This window comes from Mesorhizobium sp. M0077, from assembly GCF_040322955.1.
Classification (GTDB): domain Bacteria; phylum Pseudomonadota; class Alphaproteobacteria; order Rhizobiales; family Rhizobiaceae; genus Mesorhizobium.
Window position 1 is genome coordinate 25,209 of sequence record NZ_JAMYUL010000011.1, and the last position, 15,598, is coordinate 40,806.

Annotated in this window: 15 protein-coding genes; 5 read left to right on the top strand and 10 right to left on the bottom strand. The window is 63.2% G+C overall.

Annotated features, from left to right (window positions below; genetic code table 11):
- The first annotated feature begins 35 nt into the window (after window positions 1-35).
- Entirely contained in the window at window positions 36-905 is an 870-nt protein-coding gene (locus NKJ57_RS20650) for an aldose 1-epimerase (protein ID WP_352512384.1), read from the top strand.
- Window positions 906-909: 4 nt separating this feature from the next.
- On the opposite strand, the gene NKJ57_RS20655 is transcribed toward NKJ57_RS20650, so the two are convergent.
- The 9 genes from NKJ57_RS20655 to NKJ57_RS20695 all read right to left on the bottom strand — a co-directional run bounded on the left by NKJ57_RS20655 (window position 910) and on the right by NKJ57_RS20695 (window position 11,736).
- Window positions 910-1,386: a DUF4189 domain-containing protein gene (locus tag NKJ57_RS20655; protein WP_352512382.1), complete on the bottom strand. Its 477-nt coding sequence runs from the start codon at window positions 1,384-1,386 to the stop codon at window positions 910-912.
- The gene (locus NKJ57_RS20660) at window positions 1,383-2,078 is read right to left on the bottom strand and encodes a hypothetical protein (protein ID WP_023727661.1); all 696 of its coding nucleotides are present in this window, start codon (window positions 2,076-2,078) and stop codon (window positions 1,383-1,385) included. Before NKJ57_RS20660 ends, NKJ57_RS20655 begins: the two co-directional genes overlap by 4 nt.
- Window positions 2,079-2,091: 13 nt before the next feature.
- Window positions 2,092-2,667, bottom strand: coding sequence for an invasion associated locus B family protein (locus tag NKJ57_RS20665; RefSeq protein ID WP_023670757.1), 576 nt, complete (start codon window positions 2,665-2,667; stop codon window positions 2,092-2,094).
- Between the two features lie 9 nt (window positions 2,668-2,676).
- On the bottom strand, window positions 2,677-7,245 hold the full coding sequence (locus NKJ57_RS20670; protein WP_352512381.1) for a YadA-like family protein: 4,569 nt from the start codon (window positions 7,243-7,245) through the stop codon (window positions 2,677-2,679).
- 1 nt (window position 7,246) lies between these two features.
- The gene (locus NKJ57_RS20675) at window positions 7,247-7,666 is read right to left on the bottom strand and encodes a hypothetical protein (protein ID WP_352512379.1); all 420 of its coding nucleotides are present in this window, start codon (window positions 7,664-7,666) and stop codon (window positions 7,247-7,249) included.
- 233 nt (window positions 7,667-7,899) lie between these two features.
- Window positions 7,900-8,835 carry a helix-turn-helix domain-containing protein gene (locus NKJ57_RS20680; protein ID WP_352512377.1) on the bottom strand — a complete coding sequence of 312 codons (936 nt, stop codon included), beginning with the start codon at window positions 8,833-8,835 and terminating at the stop codon, window positions 7,900-7,902.
- 763 nt (window positions 8,836-9,598) lie between these two features.
- On the bottom strand, window positions 9,599-9,799 hold the full coding sequence (locus NKJ57_RS20685; RefSeq protein WP_023684556.1) for a hypothetical protein: 201 nt from the start codon (window positions 9,797-9,799) through the stop codon (window positions 9,599-9,601).
- Between the two features lie 289 nt (window positions 9,800-10,088).
- A complete protein-coding gene (locus NKJ57_RS20690) occupies window positions 10,089-10,898 on the bottom strand; it encodes a L,D-transpeptidase (RefSeq protein WP_023692792.1) in 810 nt (269 codons plus the stop codon).
- 175 nt (window positions 10,899-11,073) lie between these two features.
- Window positions 11,074-11,736 (bottom strand): haloacid dehalogenase type II, encoded by a 663-nt coding sequence (locus tag NKJ57_RS20695; RefSeq protein ID WP_352512376.1) that lies wholly within the window; start codon window positions 11,734-11,736, stop codon window positions 11,074-11,076.
- A 168-nt stretch (window positions 11,737-11,904) separates the two neighbouring features.
- Here NKJ57_RS20695 and NKJ57_RS20700 point away from each other — a divergent pair, with 168 nt between their 5' ends.
- The 4 genes from NKJ57_RS20700 to NKJ57_RS20715 all read left to right on the top strand — a co-directional run bounded on the left by NKJ57_RS20700 (window position 11,905) and on the right by NKJ57_RS20715 (window position 15,048).
- Window positions 11,905-12,783 (top strand): branched-chain amino acid aminotransferase, encoded by an 879-nt coding sequence (locus tag NKJ57_RS20700; RefSeq protein WP_023742668.1) that lies wholly within the window; start codon window positions 11,905-11,907, stop codon window positions 12,781-12,783.
- A 105-nt stretch (window positions 12,784-12,888) separates the two neighbouring features.
- Complete coding sequence (locus NKJ57_RS20705; protein WP_023742667.1) at window positions 12,889-13,491, top strand: superoxide dismutase; 603 nt, start codon at window positions 12,889-12,891, stop codon at window positions 13,489-13,491.
- Window positions 13,492-13,650: 159 nt separating this feature from the next.
- Complete coding sequence (locus NKJ57_RS20710; protein WP_023684552.1) at window positions 13,651-14,088, top strand: c-type cytochrome; 438 nt, start codon at window positions 13,651-13,653, stop codon at window positions 14,086-14,088.
- 9 nt (window positions 14,089-14,097) lie between these two features.
- A complete protein-coding gene (locus NKJ57_RS20715) occupies window positions 14,098-15,048 on the top strand; it encodes a cytochrome c (RefSeq protein WP_352512374.1) in 951 nt (316 codons plus the stop codon).
- A 20-nt stretch (window positions 15,049-15,068) separates the two neighbouring features.
- Here NKJ57_RS20715 and NKJ57_RS20720 read toward each other — a convergent pair whose 3' ends face one another.
- A complete protein-coding gene (locus tag NKJ57_RS20720; protein ID WP_023673684.1) occupies window positions 15,069-15,458 on the bottom strand; it encodes an SET domain-containing protein in 390 nt (129 codons plus the stop codon).
- Between the last annotated feature and the right edge of the window lie 140 nt (window positions 15,459-15,598).

The window sequence follows — 15,598 nt, forward strand, 5'->3', positions numbered from 1 at the left end:
GCCAGAACATCGCCATCGACGGCGGTTGGTAAGGGATGGCCGGCCTCCTGGAACTGCGCGACGACCGCGCCCGTCTGGTCCTGGCGCCGCAAAAGGGCGCGGCGATCGCCCGCTTCGATGCACTGGTCTGCGGCGCAACGGTGCCGCTGCTCCGCCCCGACGATGGCACCGGCGCCTCCGGCTGCCAGCTTCTGGTTCCCTGGTCGAACCGCATCTCAGGAGGCGGTTTCGCCTTCGACGGCCGCTTCCATGCGATCGAGCCGAACGTGCCGGGGGAGGCCTTTCCAATCCATGGCGACGGCTTCCAGAGGGAGTGGCGGATTGCCAGCCACAGCGCCACCGAGGCAGAACTGGTCCTCGACGCCGGTGAAGTCGGCCCCTACCGATATACGGCGCGGGTCGCCTATGCGCTGCATGACGGGGCCTTGGATGCCACGCTCACGGTGGAGAATCGCACCGGCATTCGCCTGCCTTACGGACTCGGTTTTCATCCCTGGTTCCCGCGCAGCGCCGGAACGACGCTCGAGGCGAAGGCGGCGCGGGTCTGGCTGGAGGACAAGCATCATCTGCCGGTCGGCGTGGCGCCGGTGGCCAATTACCCCGCGTGGAATTTCTCGAACGCCTCCCTGCTGCCGCGAAGCTGGGTCAACAACGCCTTCGACGGCTGGGACCGCCGCGCCAGGATCACCCGGCCCGAGGACAGGATCGCCATCTCGCTCACGGCCTCGCCGCCGCTCGACGTCTTTATCCTCTATTCGCCGTCGATGGATGCGGATTTCTTCTGCTTCGAGCCGGTGTCGCATACCGTCGATGCGCATCACGGCGAAGGGCTGACCCCGCTTGAGCACGGCGCTACGCTGAGTGCAAACATGCGCCTTGATTGGCATTCCACCACTTCGCTCTGATGCATCATGTGCACACCCACTCGCGGATCTTGCATTTCTGTCCGCTCCGCTCGCACGCCTGCAGTGTCAGGTCTTCGGCATCCCGGCGTGTTTGCGCCGTCTCGGCGCCCCAACTGGTCAGCCGCCCTTCCGGCTTCTCGCCTACGGCGAGGGCGCCGCAATGCTTGTAGGGAAAGCCGGTATTGTCGTCGTCGTCCCAATGGCGATGATTGCGGAATACGCTGACCACGGCGCAGCTGCCGCCGCCGGCGTTCTGGCAATGCTTCAGCGCGATGTCCATCGCCTCCTGCCGCTTGTCGGCGCCCCAAAAGAAGCCGTGCTTCTCGTCGGGGCTCGAATAGGCGATCGCCGCCCAGATGCCTCTCTCCTCCTGGGCCGGCGGCTCGGGCACGTCCGCCGCCGGGGCGAGGTCCGCCGCGCCCAGCCGTCCGGCGCAAAGCAACAGCATGCCGATCGCCGCAATGGCGGAATTCACCCTCATTGTACGCCTCCTTGTTTACCTGCTGCCGAGGCCACGGAAATGACGACGCAGCTGTTGCCGGTTGGCAGCAGCATCGCGTTGCCCCCTCCATTGGCCAGTTCATAGACGCTGATTTGTCCAAGATTGTTGGCGAGCTTGCTGTCTTTCGGAAGCAGGGCCGGAACATCGGCGCAATTGGCCGCGAATGGCGCCACCCTGACCATCGTACCTTCGCAAACGGATGCGGTGGGTGCCGCGAACACCAGGCCTGCCGCCGGGCCGCTGTAGCCCTGTGTGGCGTAGTTCATGCCGACCAGGGCTTCCACGAGGTGTTTGTCGGGGGCCTCGTTGTTCCAGATCGACTGGACGCTGTACGTCGTGCCGGTCGTCAGCATCTGCCCAAGGGCTGGGAAAATGTTGGAACAAGACTGCAAGCCTGCCTCTTTGGCGTGTTGCAGAAATGGCGTCTCGGCCAGGGCCGGATTGGGCTGGTTGGTCTCCGCGACCGCCGGCTGCGGCAATAAATTGTGGAGCAGGTCGTAGCGCATGGCCGCGAAGCCGGCCGTGGCGACGACGGCAATGGCGAGCAACGAGAAGACAGCGGTCCTCGCGCGGTTTCGTTGCGGTCTGCTCCGGTCTTCGATGCCGACCCGGACAGCATCCTTTCCCTGGTTGCGGGACATTATCCGGTCATGGATCGATTGCTGGTTCATCGCGATTGCCTCGTCAATTGATCGCCGCAACGGCCGCGGCCAAGCCCTTGAGGGTCGCGGTTACGTTGATCGTCCTGCCATCCGTGGTCGGGAAGGAGATGACGGATGCCGCGGCCTTCGAAATCTGTTCGCGCATGATCGGACCAACCGGCAGCATGCCGACGCAGACGGCCTGATTGCATCCGTCGAGTTGAATTTTTATCGGCTCCTTGCGCCCCTCGAATGTCAGCGAGACAGGAGCGTCGCTCTTGGCGATCGGCGGGGCGCGCAAGATCATGTAGGGGTTGCCTTCCTTGGTGGCGGCAAGCGACCAGCTGAACGCAACCTGTCCTGCCTGGTCCTCGATGATCTGGGTGACATTGCAGACCTTTTGGCGCGCCTTCAGGTTCTCGTCGCAGATCAGCGTCCAGTTCTCGAACGGACGGGTGGTCCGTTGATATTCGCCAAGCTTCGCATCCGCAGGGATCGCTACGTCGGAAGGTTTTACCCTGTAGCCGGAAGGGATCGCTTCCTGCCCGGCCGCTAACGGGCCGGACAGGAGCATTGACGTCATGGATATCGCGACAGCAAGGACTGCCTGCCTGATCATGGCCGGGCTCTAGTTCAGCGTAAGGCTGACGCCCGCGCCGACACCCCAGTGCCCGCCTGCCGTCGTGCCGGACAGGTTCGCTCGAACACGTCCCTCCTCGCTGGTGTAGCCGGCGCCGAAGGCCAGGGCGCCTTCACCGCGCCAATAGCCTCCGCCGGCGGCCACGCTCAGCTTGCCGGGACGATCATCGTAGCGCAGCGAGCCGGCCGCCAAGCCGATTGCCGCAGCCTGGCGCGCCTCGCCCCTGACCTCTCCCATGTCCATGTTGAGCTGGCTGAGTTTGGAGTCCGCATACGCATTGGCTTGCTGCAGCGTGGTGGCCGCCACCTGGTTGGTGTAGTTCTTCGAATTGTCCAGGTTGAGTGCTAACCCGCTGTTGAACTGCTGAACATTGACCGCATCGGTGTTGGCAACGCCCGGCCCGACATTGTGGATGACCACCGGCGTGTTCGGGTCGCCGCCGGCAAGGGTAATCGAGTTGGACTTGTTGCCGTTCCCGTCCTTGTCGTACTGGACGGCGAACTGATTCAGGTCGCCGACGCTACCCTGCATGGCTTCGACCGCCTGGTTGGTGGCGAAGAGCTGGCTGCCGTTGATGGCGTCGGTGGAGGTGCCGCTGATCCGGCCCGCCGCGACATTGGTGACGGTGCGCTCGTTGCCGACGGTGCCGACGCTGACCGTGCTGGTCGGAGCTGTTCCGGCGAAGGTATAGGCAACGCCGTTGATCGTGGTGCCGGTGGTGGCGACCGCCGCCGCCGTCGTCGAGCCCGCGCCGAGCGCGACGCTGCCCGGCTCGTTGGCCTTTGCGCCGGCGCCGAGCGCCACCGCCTGCGCTCCGTTGGTGGTCGCGTTGGTGCCGAGTGCGATACTGTCGGCCTGGTTGACCGTCGAATTCTGGCCGATCGCAATGCCTCCCGGCGCCGTCTGCTGCACGATGGCGCCATTGCCGATGCCGATGCCATTGTCGCCATTGACGGTGGTGCGCGGACCGACCGCAACCGAATCGACGCCGACCGCGAGCGAATCCGCGGCCGTCGAATTGGCATGGAAGTACAGGCTCCCCGTCACCGCGAACGAGCTCAGCGCGCCCTTCAACTGGCGAAGCGTGACCGCGTCCTGGTCCTGCGTGCCGTCGGCCACGTTGATGATCTGGCGATAGGAGGTGGAGGTGCCGACCGAGACGGCGCCGAGCAGGCTCATGTCCGCGGTGTTGTAGGGAATGAGGCCGGTGCCGGAGAGGATCGATCCCGATACGGGCGCGACCGCCCGATCCGAAACCGAGCCGGCGCCGAGCGCCACGCCGCCGATGACGCTCGCCTGGGTGTCGCGGCCGAGCGCCAGCGCATTGTCGGCGCTCGCGGTCGCCTGGTAGCCGAGGGCGGACGAGCCGATCCCTTGCGCGAAGGAGTCGGCGACGGCGAGCGTCCGGTCGTTGGTGCGCACATAGCGTATGCCGTCGCCATTGGCGTCGGTGTAGGCCAGCGAGGTGTCGCCGGTAATGTTGCTGATCGAATTGCCGAGATTGGTTATGTCAGCCGTGTTGGCGGCAATGTCGGTCGTGTTCTGCGTCACCTGCTGGTTGGTCGCAAACAGCTGCGAACCATTGACCGCATCGGTCGAGGAGCCGCTCAACTGCCCGGCCGCGACGTTCTGGATTTGGCGTTCGGCGCCCACCGAGCCGACCGAGAATGCACCCGCGGGCGTTGCGCCGGCGAAGGTGTAGGCAACGCCGCCGATCGTGGTGCCGCCGACAGCCGTCGTCACGGTCGACACCGCATTCGCGCCGATCGCCACGTCGCCGGCATTGTTGGCGACCGCGTTCGGGCCGACGGCAACGGAATCCGCCCCCAGCGCCTGCGAATCCGCCAGCGTCGAATTGGCGTGGAAATACTTGATGCCGCCGCCGGTGCTGATGCTGTTGATCGTGTTGCCGAGATTGGTGATGTCGGCGGTGTTGGCGGCGATGTCGGTCGTATTCTGCGTCACCTGCTGGTTGGTGGCGAAGAGCTGCGAGCCGTTGATCGCGTCGGTCGACGAATTGCTGAGCCGGCCCGCCGCGACATTGGTGATGGTGCGTTCCGCGCCGACCGCGCCGACGCTGACGGTGCTCGCCGGCGTCGTGCCGGCGAAGCTGTAGGCGACGCCGCCGATCGTCGTGCCGGCGGTGCCGACCGCCGCGGCGGTTACCGAGCCCGAGCCGAGCGCCACGTCGCCGGCGTTGCTGGCGTTGGCGAGGGCGCCCAGCGCGATTGCATTCTGGGCGCCGGCATTCGCTCCTACGCCGAGAGCGGTCGCTTGAAAGGCGGTTGCAAACGCGTTCTGGCCGATTGCGGTGCTGGAGGTAGCTGTGGCGTTGGCATTGGCGCCTATGGCGGTGCTGTATTGGCCCGAGGCCTTGGAGATGTATCCCATCGCCGTTGCGTCAAGCGCCGATGCGACGGCGCCGCTGCCGAAGGCCGAGGCGTTGGCGTCGGAGGCGCTCGAATTGGTGCCGGCCGCGATGGCGTTTGTCCCCGTCGCGGTCGCGACTGGTCCGATAGCAACGGAGTCCGTGCCCGTTGCGGACGAGTCCGCCGCCGTCGAATTGGCGTGGAAATACTTGATGCCGCCACCGGTGCTGATGCTGTTGATCGTGTTGCCGAGATTGGTGATGTCGGCGGTGTTGGCGGCGATGGCCGTCGTGTTCTGCGTCACCTGCTGGTTGGTGGCGAAGAGCTGCGAGCCATTGATGGCGTCGGTCGACGAATTGCTGAGCCGGCCCGCCGCGACATTGGTGATGGTCCGCTCCGCGCCGAGCGCGCCGACGCTGACAGTGCTCGTCGGCGTCGTGCCGGCGAAGCTGTAGGCCGTGCCGCCGATCGTCGCGCCGCTGGTGCCGACCGCCGTCGCGGTCACCGAGCCCGAACCGAGCGCTACGTCGCCGGAGCTTGCCGTCGCCGTCGCGCCGTTGCCCAGCGCGACATTGCCGGCAATGCCGGCTGCACCCGCCGTCGAGCCATTGCCCAGCGCCACGGAGCCTTGCCCGACGGCCTTGTTGTTGTTGCCGATGGCAACCGCGCCTGCGGCCTGGTTTGCGGCTGTGGCGGTTGCCGTGCCGTCGCTGTTGGCGATGTTGTTGGCGCCGCCGGTGAAGGCGCCGGTGCCGCTGGCATAGCTGGGATCGCCGATGGAGACCGCGCCGTTGCCAAAGGCTGTGTTGCCGGCGCCGATGGCGACAGCCTTGCCGCCCGTCGCCGTTGCATTCGTGCCCACTGCAACAGCGTCGGCGGAATTGGCGACCGCCGCATTACCGATCGCCACGGCGTTGGTGGCGCTGGCCTTGGAGCCGATGCCGAGCGCGGTGCTGGCAATCCCGCTGGCGGCGGCGCTGACACCGGCGGCAAGAGAATTGTCTCCCGTCGCATTCGCGCCGGAACCGAACGAGGAGGCGTTTGCGCCGCTGGCAACGGCGGTGTTGCCAATAGCGGTGCTGGCGGAGCCACTCGCAACCGAGGTAGCGCCCATCGCGGTGGCGAAAGCGCCCGAAGACAGCGAATTGGTGCCGATGGCAATGCTGTTCGGCAGGGCAGTGTTGGCCTGAACGCCTGCCTGCGCGCCGACGCCGAATGCGATGGACTGGTTGCCCCAGGCACTGGCGGTGTTGCCCATCGCCGTTGCGCTCGTTCCGGTCGCTTTGGTCAGGACGCCTATGGCAACGGTGTTTTGCTGATTTGCCGTGACATCCGTACCAAGGGCGATGGCGCCCTGCGAGAGCGCGCCTGATCCCGCGAGGGTGCGCCCGCCAATGTTGATGGAGTTGATGCTGGTCGCGGTCGCCTGGAATCCAATGGCGACGGCATTCTGGTTGCTTGCGACAGCGCTGTTACCTTGGGCAATCGAATCCACGCCGGATGCCGTTGCCCCGAACCCGAGCGCGGTGGCGCGCAATCCGGTCGCCCGGGTAACAGGGCCGATCGCGGTCGAGTTGACTCCGTCGGCACGCGCATTATTGCCAAAAGCGGCCGCGCCTGTGGTTGCAACCGAATTGACGCCAATAGCGCTTGCTGCGTCCCCGTTGGCCTTGGCGTTCCCGCCCACGGCGAGGGCATTGACGCCGGTTGCGCCTGCGAAGACACCTATGCCTATGGAATTGAGGCCATTGACACCCATCGCATAGCCGATGGCGATCGTGCCGTCGCCCGTTGCACTGTTGGAACTGCCCAACGCCACGCTGTTATTGCCATTCGTCGCGGCGCCGTTACCGATGGCGACGGCGTTGCCGCCGGTCGCCGAACCGCCGCCAGCCTGATATTGTGCCTGGGCCGGTGTGGCGAGGCCGAGCGCGGCGATCGCGGCCAGGCCGCCGAGCACGCTGGCCGGGCTCACGCCACAGGCCAGAGCCGAACGCACGCTGGTGCCGCTTCCCAATGTTCCCAGACCCATATTCTTGCGACCGAATCCAAGAACCCGGTGAGCCATGCGCAGCACCGCCATCAGGCGGCGCCGCACCGAGCGGCTGTCGGCCGCGCCCGCGATCCAGTTTCCGACAAAGCTTGAAGAAAGTTCGATCCTTCTCCGCCCCTCGACGCGTTTGGTCATGCTAGTTTTTCCTCGCAATTGCCGAGGCGCCCTGATGTGCCGCACCATTCGCCTCGGTGGCCAAAAAATCTTCGAAATTGCGCGTCTTCTCCCGCAACGAGAGACCGACCTTCGCGCCTTGTTTTTCAATCAGCTGATAGGCGCTCGCGACCCATGGCTGCGTCGGTTCTGGAACCGCATGCAGTGCAGCCTCCGTCCGTTCCGGCGGCAGGTTTACCGCCACCAGCGCGCGGCAGAGATCGAAATGAAATCCCGGATCGCCTTCACCACAAGCCGGAGAGGTCAGTCCAAGCACGAAACAGGCCAGGAGATGGTCGAGTTCCGCAGCGCTGATCCGGCTGGCGTATTGGCGTTGCAGTGCAGCCCAGGCCGCTTCGGCCTTAGGCGCGAAGACCTCGATTTCCGCGAATTGAATGTCCATGGGACAATCCGACATGCTGTATCATCTGGTTGCTCCCCCGCCCCAAATGACTTCCATCGCGACCATGAGCACATTCGCGGTGCAGGTATTTTGGAATAATCCGGAATCTTTGTAGGAAAATCCGGTATTTGGTCCCTGCTCGACAACTGTGACTGCTCTGCCACACAACCTTCGACTATACTGAAGATCAATCGAGGTATCGCCGCGGACAATCATGCGCGCCGCAACAAGCGTTAACGTTGCAGCTTCACCTGCCTGGGGGTTCTGTTCCGGTATCTGGACATGGTGACTGTCAAGTGGCTCTGGTCCGAGAATCCACTGAGATGAGCGACTTCCGCAATCGACAGGTCGCTCTCGATGAGAAGTTTTTCGGCGAAATCGAGACGCAGCCGCAGCAGGTATTTGTGCGGCGGCTCGCCAAAGGTCTTGGTGAATGCCAGGATGAAATGGCTCGGCGAAAGGCCACAGAGTGCGGCCAGCTCGGCCACCGCGATCTTGCTGGAAAAATTTACCTCCAGGAATTCGCGCACCCGCCGGGCGCTGCGGTTCGACAGACCGCCCTTTGGGGCTTGTGGCAACTTTCGCGCTCCTGCGTAGTTCCGAAGCAAATGGACGCCGAACATGGTGACCAACGAATCCACATAGAACTCGTTTGGAGTTTCCCGATCCGTCAGTTCCGCCTTCAGCAACTGCGCGAGTTGCAGCGCTTGGAAGTCAACGGTCCCGAACGGCGGCGGTTGAAGCTCGGCATGGCCGGTGTCGAATTCACGCGTTGCCAGCTCGAAGAGACTCTCGGGGGTGAGCGCCACGATTACGCTCTCCGTAGTGGATGACCGGGTCACCTTGCCGCCGAGATCGGCTGGGACGATCATGATCATGCCGACGTCGCCGTCGTATTCGTGTACTTTGTCGCTGCCCAGCGATGCCGCAATCCCTGGTGAGGGTGTAAGCAGAACCGAAGCGAAATGTTCCGCCGCTTTGAATGTGTGTGATCCCGGCCCATGAACGACATGAGCCGCGCCGCCTCGAAACGTGACCAGGTAGCGCCCCGCGCTTTCCGGCATTCCGTCGAAGATGCGACGATCCGCGCGCCGCCGCTCTGTCCCGGCGCTTTCCTGGACGTTGCCTCTATGTTGCATCTTCGTCTCTGCCACTGCTGCGCCGATCAATCCAATCCTGTGCTGTATCGAGGCGCCCAGAATTGACGTTTGCTCCTGGGCGTTCCTTCGAATCCTACAGATGCTGCTTTATATTGCAAAGAAGAATTTGAGCTCAAATGAAAATTTTTACCAGGATTTTGACTATAAATTTACAGGTTTGAATTTTAGCCAAGGCTACCTGACTATTTTCGGATCTTATCTTACCATTTTTGCCTAGTTATTGTGCATAGTGTGCCGGCACAATCCAGAGTTGTATTCCGAATATAGATCGCGCGGCCATTGACAGAGCTGGTCGACTATCTGTGATTGCCACGGACGATCCAGCAGCAGTTATCGCCCGAACCATGGCTTCTTTCCCTTGTGCTTCTTCATGGCGGTGGCCAAATGGCCTTGATCCGAAAATCCCCGAGGTAAGCGACTTCGGCGATGGCGACCCTCCGGGAGCGATCCAGGGCTGCGGACAGAGCATATCCCGCTCCCCCGCATGGTTGCTCTTCTGGGATTGGCATTTTCGGGGATTGTGTCGAGGGCGTGCCGATCGACCCGATCGGCGCCTGCGCTGCGTTCCTGAACCTCGCCCGCATTTTTCACTCAGCCTTGCCTCAGCCCGGAAATCCGGACGGTAATTTGTATCCCCCATAGTCCTGCCCAAAGGCAGCGTAGCGCATCCCGCGGATAGAAAAAACATTGTAAGTGAAGAAAAAAGTTCGCGCGAGAAAAACATGGCCTGGCTTGGCCGGCGCTACCGAACTATCCGGCTCACGCAGGCCTGCTAAAGATCGCCTCGGCGTTTCTCGTACAGATCCCAGGACAGCTCGACCATGGCCAGAAGAACGTCTTCCTGGCTCCACCCGGCGGCAACCGCCGCCTCGACAATTCCGCGGACGAGCGGCAGCAATTGGCGCTCGCATTCGGCCGACAGGTTGGCCTCGGCGCCGTCGGCAGGCGGACTATCGAAATCAAATCCCACCATCGGCGTTCCCCCGCCATCAATGATCTAATGAAATGTATGTCTCTGCAATCATACTCCCGTCTAATATACATCAATCGGAAACGAAACACAGCAGCGTCGAGATTGACAGGGCATGGCCGCCCCGATTGCAGCGGCTCCATGGTTTGTCTGGACGTCTTTTTTGGCCTCCTGTTGCCGGCATTGCATATCTTGGATGCGAACCCCAGGCATTCGCGTGAAGCTATCGGGATCCTGGCGAGCTTTGCCGCATGGAGCGGAACCTGCCGCTTCATGGCATCGATGAAGTCGATCAGGTCACCGGGCCGAGCAGGACCGAGCCATCCGGCACCCCGCCATCGATCGGGATGGCTCTGCGGTTTGCGCTCGCCGCCATCGGCTGGCCGATGTCGGACGTCACGATGACCGGGCTCTTCGACGGCACGCGGTCGTAGAGGTCGATGATGTCCTGATTTATCAGGCGCACGCAGCCTGACGAGACGGATTTGCCGATCGAGTTCCATTCCGGCGAGCCATGCAGGCGGTAGAGCGTGTCGACGTTGTCGTGGAACAGGTAGAGCGCGCGGGCGCCGAGCGGGTTCTTGAGGCCGCCGGGCATGCCGCCGTTCTTGGCGCTGTATTCTTCCAGTTCAGGCTGGCGGGCAACCATCTCATCGGGCGGCGTCCATTTCGGCCATTTCTGCTTCCACTGGACGACGGCGTCTCCCGACCATTCGAAGCCGGCGCGGCCGAGGCCGACGCCGTAACGGATCGCCTGGCCGCCTTCGCGCACCAGATACAGGAAATGGTTGGTCGTATCGACGATGATGGTGCCCGGCCGCTGGCCGGTCGGATCGGGAACGATCTGGCGCAGGAACTGCGGGTCCATCTTCTTGATCGGGATGGCCGGGAGCTCGAACCCGCTGTCGGAAATCGGGCCGTACATCGTCGCATAGTCGCCGAGCGGCGGCTCGTCATAGGTCGGCGGTGGCGGTTCGACCGGCGCCGGCGCCGGTCCGGTGGTGGTGCAGGCGGAGACCGCAATCGAAGCGGCGCCAAGGGCTGCAGCATTCAGAAAGCCGCGACGGCTCAGGCGATAGGGGTCGATTTCGGTCTTCAACATGGTTGCCTTTTTTAAGTCTCGAATCGCAAGAAAGCGTGAATGCCTTCAAGCGGCGCAGTGGTCGGCCTCCCCCAATGCCTGACGCGATAGGCGGTTCCGATTCTGGCCTGAGGGTGGACAAACAAAGGCGAAGCTGTGACCGCTCTGCCACTGTTGCTCGAAGGCAACAGAGGGATCAGCCGCCGGTCACCAGGCCTTCAAGCGACGGCAGGATCAGCGCCGGCGGGAAATCCCGGTATTCCTCGGGCTGGTTGGCGCGGTTGATCCATACGGTGCGAAAGCCGAATTTAGTGGCGCCGGCGACGTCCCAGCGGTTGGACGACTGGAACGAGACGGCGCCCGGATAGAGTCGCCAGCCCGTCGCCACCATGTCGTAGGTCGACGGGTCGGTCTTGAAGCGCCTGACGGCGTCGACCGAAAAGATATCGTCCAGCACCTGGTCGAGGGCGGCCGACTTGACCGCCGCTTCCAGCATCTCGGGCGAGCCGTTGGACAGGATTGCGAGCTTGGCGCCGGATGCTTTCAGCGCCTTGAGCACGGCCGGCACTTCCGGATAGCAGTCGAGCCGCCAATAGGCTTCGAGCAGCTTGGCCTTCAGTCCCTTGTCGGCGGAGGGAACCTTGAGCAGGGCGAAATCGAGCGCCTGTTCGGTGAGCTGCCAGAAATCGGCATAGCCGCCCATCAGCGTGCGCACCCAGGAATATTCCAGCTGCTTGGCGCGCCAGATTTCCGAAAGCAGCGGGCCGTCGGGGCCGATCTCGCCGTCATGACGGCGCACGGCTGCGTGCACGTCGAACAACGTGCCATAGGCGTCGAAAACGTAAGCCGCGTAATGCATGGCGACAGTTTTGAGGGCAGGCGGCGCAAGGTGCAAGCATCGATTGTAGTCTTGGTCGCTTTCTTGGGGCGCTCTGGCCTCAACAAAAACCGCTCCATGCCGGTTGACGGCGCCGGTCAAAGCATCTTCCAATGCTTGGCACAGGCAGCTTTGAAGCGGAACCGAACAATGACACTGGCGACTGCGGCGCTCTCGGCGACATGGACCTTCGTCGACGGCGACTGGTACGAAGGCAACGTTGCCATTCTGGGTCCGCGCAGCCACGCCATGTGGCTCGGCACCAGCGTCTTCGACGGCGCCCGCTGGTTCGAAGGCGTCGCCCCCGATCTCGAGCTGCATGCCGCTAGGGTGAACGCATCGGCGACCGCGCTCGGCCTCGCGCCGTCGATGAGCGCCGATGAGATTGTTGGACTGACCTGGGCCGGGCTGAAGAAGTTCGACGGCAAGACAGCGGTCTACATCAGGCCGATGTACTGGGCCGAGCATGGCGGCTACATGGGCGTGCCGGCCGATCCGGCCTCGACCCGTTTCTGCCTCTGCCTCTACGAATCGCCGATGATCTCGCCGACCGGCTTTTCGATCACCGTGTCGCCGTTCCGGCGGCCGACGATCGAGACCATGCCGACCAATGCCAAGGCCGGCTGCCTCTATCCCAACAATGGCCGCGCCATCCTCGAAGCGAAGGGACGCGGCTTCGACAATGCGCTGGTGCTGGACATGCTGGGCAATGTCGCCGAGACCGGAACCTCGAACATCTTCCTGGTCAAGGACAGCCACGTGTTGACGCCGGCGCCCAACGGCACCTTCCTGTCCGGCATCACCCGCTCGCGCACCATGACGCTGCTTGGCGATTACGGCTTCAAGACCACGGAGAAGATGCTGTCGGTGCGCGACTTTCTCGAAGCCGATGAGATCTTTTCGACCGGAAATCATTCCAAGGTCGTGCCGATCACCCGCATCGAGGACCGCGATCTGCAGCCCGGGCCGGTGGCCAAGAAAGCGCGCGACCTTTATTGGGAATGGGCGCATTCGACTTCCGCCGGTTGAGCCGCTAAAAGGCAATTGGCGCTTCATTCCGGAGTTGTTCCAGATCAATGCAGCCCTATCTTAATCCGGTATCCGCACCGGATTTTTCCATGAGGAGTATGACCGATGGCTTTTGAATTGCCCGCCTTGCCCTACGACTACGAGGCCTTGCAGCCTTACATGTCGAAGGAGACGCTGGAGTATCACCACGACAAGCACCACAAGGCTTATGTCGACAACGGCAACAAGCTGGCCGCCGAAGCGGGCCTTGGCGATCTGTCGGTCGAAGAGGTGGTCAAGCAGTCGTTCGGCAAGAATGCCGGCCTCTTCAACAACGCAGCCCAGCACTACAACCACATCCATTTCTGGAAGTGGATGAAGAAGGGCGGCGGCGGCAACAAGCTTCCGGGCGCCCTGCAGAAGGCTTTCGACGCCGACCTCGGCGGCTACGACAAGTTCAAGGCCGACTTCATCGCCGCCGGCACCACGCAGTTCGGTTCGGGCTGGGCCTGGGTCTCGGTCAAGGACGGCAAGCTGGCGATATCCAAGACGCCGAACGGCGAGAACCCGCTCGTCCAAGGCGCATCGCCGATCCTCGGCGTCGATGTCTGGGAACATTCCTATTACATCGACTACCGCAACGCGCGGCCGAAATATCTCGAGGCCTTCGTCGACAGCCTCATCAACTGGGACCATGTCCTTGAAATGTACGAAGAGGCGAAAGCCTGATCGACCCAGAGAAGCCCCGGTACTCCGGGGCTTTTCTTTCTCAGCTGAAGCAGCAGGCACACAAAATTCGGCAGAATCCGGCCGGCGGACAGGGAATAATCCCGGCCCGCCCTCCGTTAACGTTAGGTCGCGACCCCTCATCATCCTGGAGCCAATTGAATGAGAAAGCTTGTTATCGCCATCTCTATGCTCAGCCTCGCCGCCTCGGCGGCTTTTGCCGACCCGATCCTCGACCGACAGGGACTGATGAAGGAACGAGGCAAGATCGTCGGCGGCCTGTCAAAAATCGCCAAGGGCGAGGCAGACTTCGATGCCGCCGCCGTGCTGACGGCGCTGCAGGCGCTGCAAGTCAATGCCGAGAAGTTCGATGTCGACACGCTGTTCCCGGCCGGCAGCGACAGCGGTGATACCACCGCCTCGCCCAAAATCTGGAAAGACATGGCGGGCTTCAAATCGACCGAAGACAAGTACCTCGCCGACGTCAAGGCCGCAGTCGCCGCCGCGCCCGCCGATGTCGATGCGCTGAAGGCGCAGATCGATACGCTCGGCAGTGATTGCGGCACCTGCCACAAGACCTATCGGGTGAAGAAGAGCTGATCCCGGGCAATGCCCTTGTGGAAAAAATTTGTCGGCGTCGCCCTTGTCCTGGGCGTCGTCGGTGCGGGCGCCGGCTGGCTGTTGTCGGCGCCGGTCAAGCTCGACACTGGCACCCTGGCGCAACTCGGCCCCGGCGACGCCGCCAGGGGCAAGCGCATTTTCAATGCCGGCGGCTGCACCTCCTGTCACGCCAAGTCGGGCTCGCAAGGCGACGCCCGTTTGCAACTGGTCGGCGGCCTCGAGCTCAAGACGCCGTTCGGCACCTTCGTGCCGCCCAACATCTCGCAGGATCCCAAGGACGGCATCGGCGCCTGGACGGTCGAGGACCTTGCCAACGCCATGCTGAAGGGCGTGTCGCCGTCGGGCGAGCATTTCTATCCGGCCTTCCCCTACGCATCCTACGCCCGCATGAAGCCGGCTGATATTGCCGATCTCTATGCGTTCCTGAAGACGCTGCCGGCGGTCGCCGGCAAGGCGCCGGACAATTCCCTGAGTTTCCCCTTCAACATCCGCCGCGGCCTCGGCCTGTGGAAGCGGCTCTATCTCAGCAAGGAGCCGGTGATTGCCTTTGCCGATGGCACGCCTGATCCGGTACTCGCCGGCCGCTACCTGGTCGAGGGGCCCGGCCATTGCGGCGAATGCCACACGCCGCGCGACGTCACCGGCGCCACCAGGAAGAGCCAGTGGCTGGCTGGCGCGGCGGCCGCCGAAGGCAGCGGCATCGTGCCGAACATCACATCGGGCGAAGGCGGGCTCGGTGACTGGTCGGAAGCCGACATCGCCAACTATCTCGAAACCGGTTTTACCCCTGATTTCGATTCGGTCGGCGGCGCCATGGTCGACGTGCAGCGCAACATGGCCGAACTGCCGCCGGAAGATCGCGCGGCGATCGCCGCCTATCTCAAGGCGGTGCCGCCGCATCCCAACGGCTACCCGGTGCGCAGCAAGCCGGCCAAGTGATCCCGGCTACAGGTGGCCATCTACAGGTGGCGATCGCCGAGGAAGTCGAAGCCCGTCTCGAAGAAATGGCTGTAATTGCAGGTCAGTTCCTCGCCGGGTGCGATGTCGCGCAAGGCATAGGTTTCCTCGGGCGAGGAGACATCGCAATTCGGTTCGTCGTCATGGTTCATGTAGCGTGCGTCGTCGGCTTCGAAGACGATGTAGTTCGGATCCCGGCGGTCTGGATAGGAATAACGGTCGAGATAGTTCTTCACCGGGCCGCTCTCGCCTTCATAGGTCTCGACGTCGATGATCCGGTCGAATCTGGGGTCGAGCTTCCAGACCAGCGTGCCCTTGGCAATGTGGTTCCTGGCGAAAACCCCGATGCCCTGGATCGGTGATTTCTCGAGATAGGTGTCGACGAGCAACATAGTGGCCCCTTTGCGTATGTCATGGTCTGGAAGGTGGCGCGCATTGGGTAGCGCGCAGCCATTGCAAATGCGAGTGAAAATGAGCAGCCTGGAATTCAAAAAGTGACGACCGGCGCGCCTCGACGGGCGCGCCTTTCGCA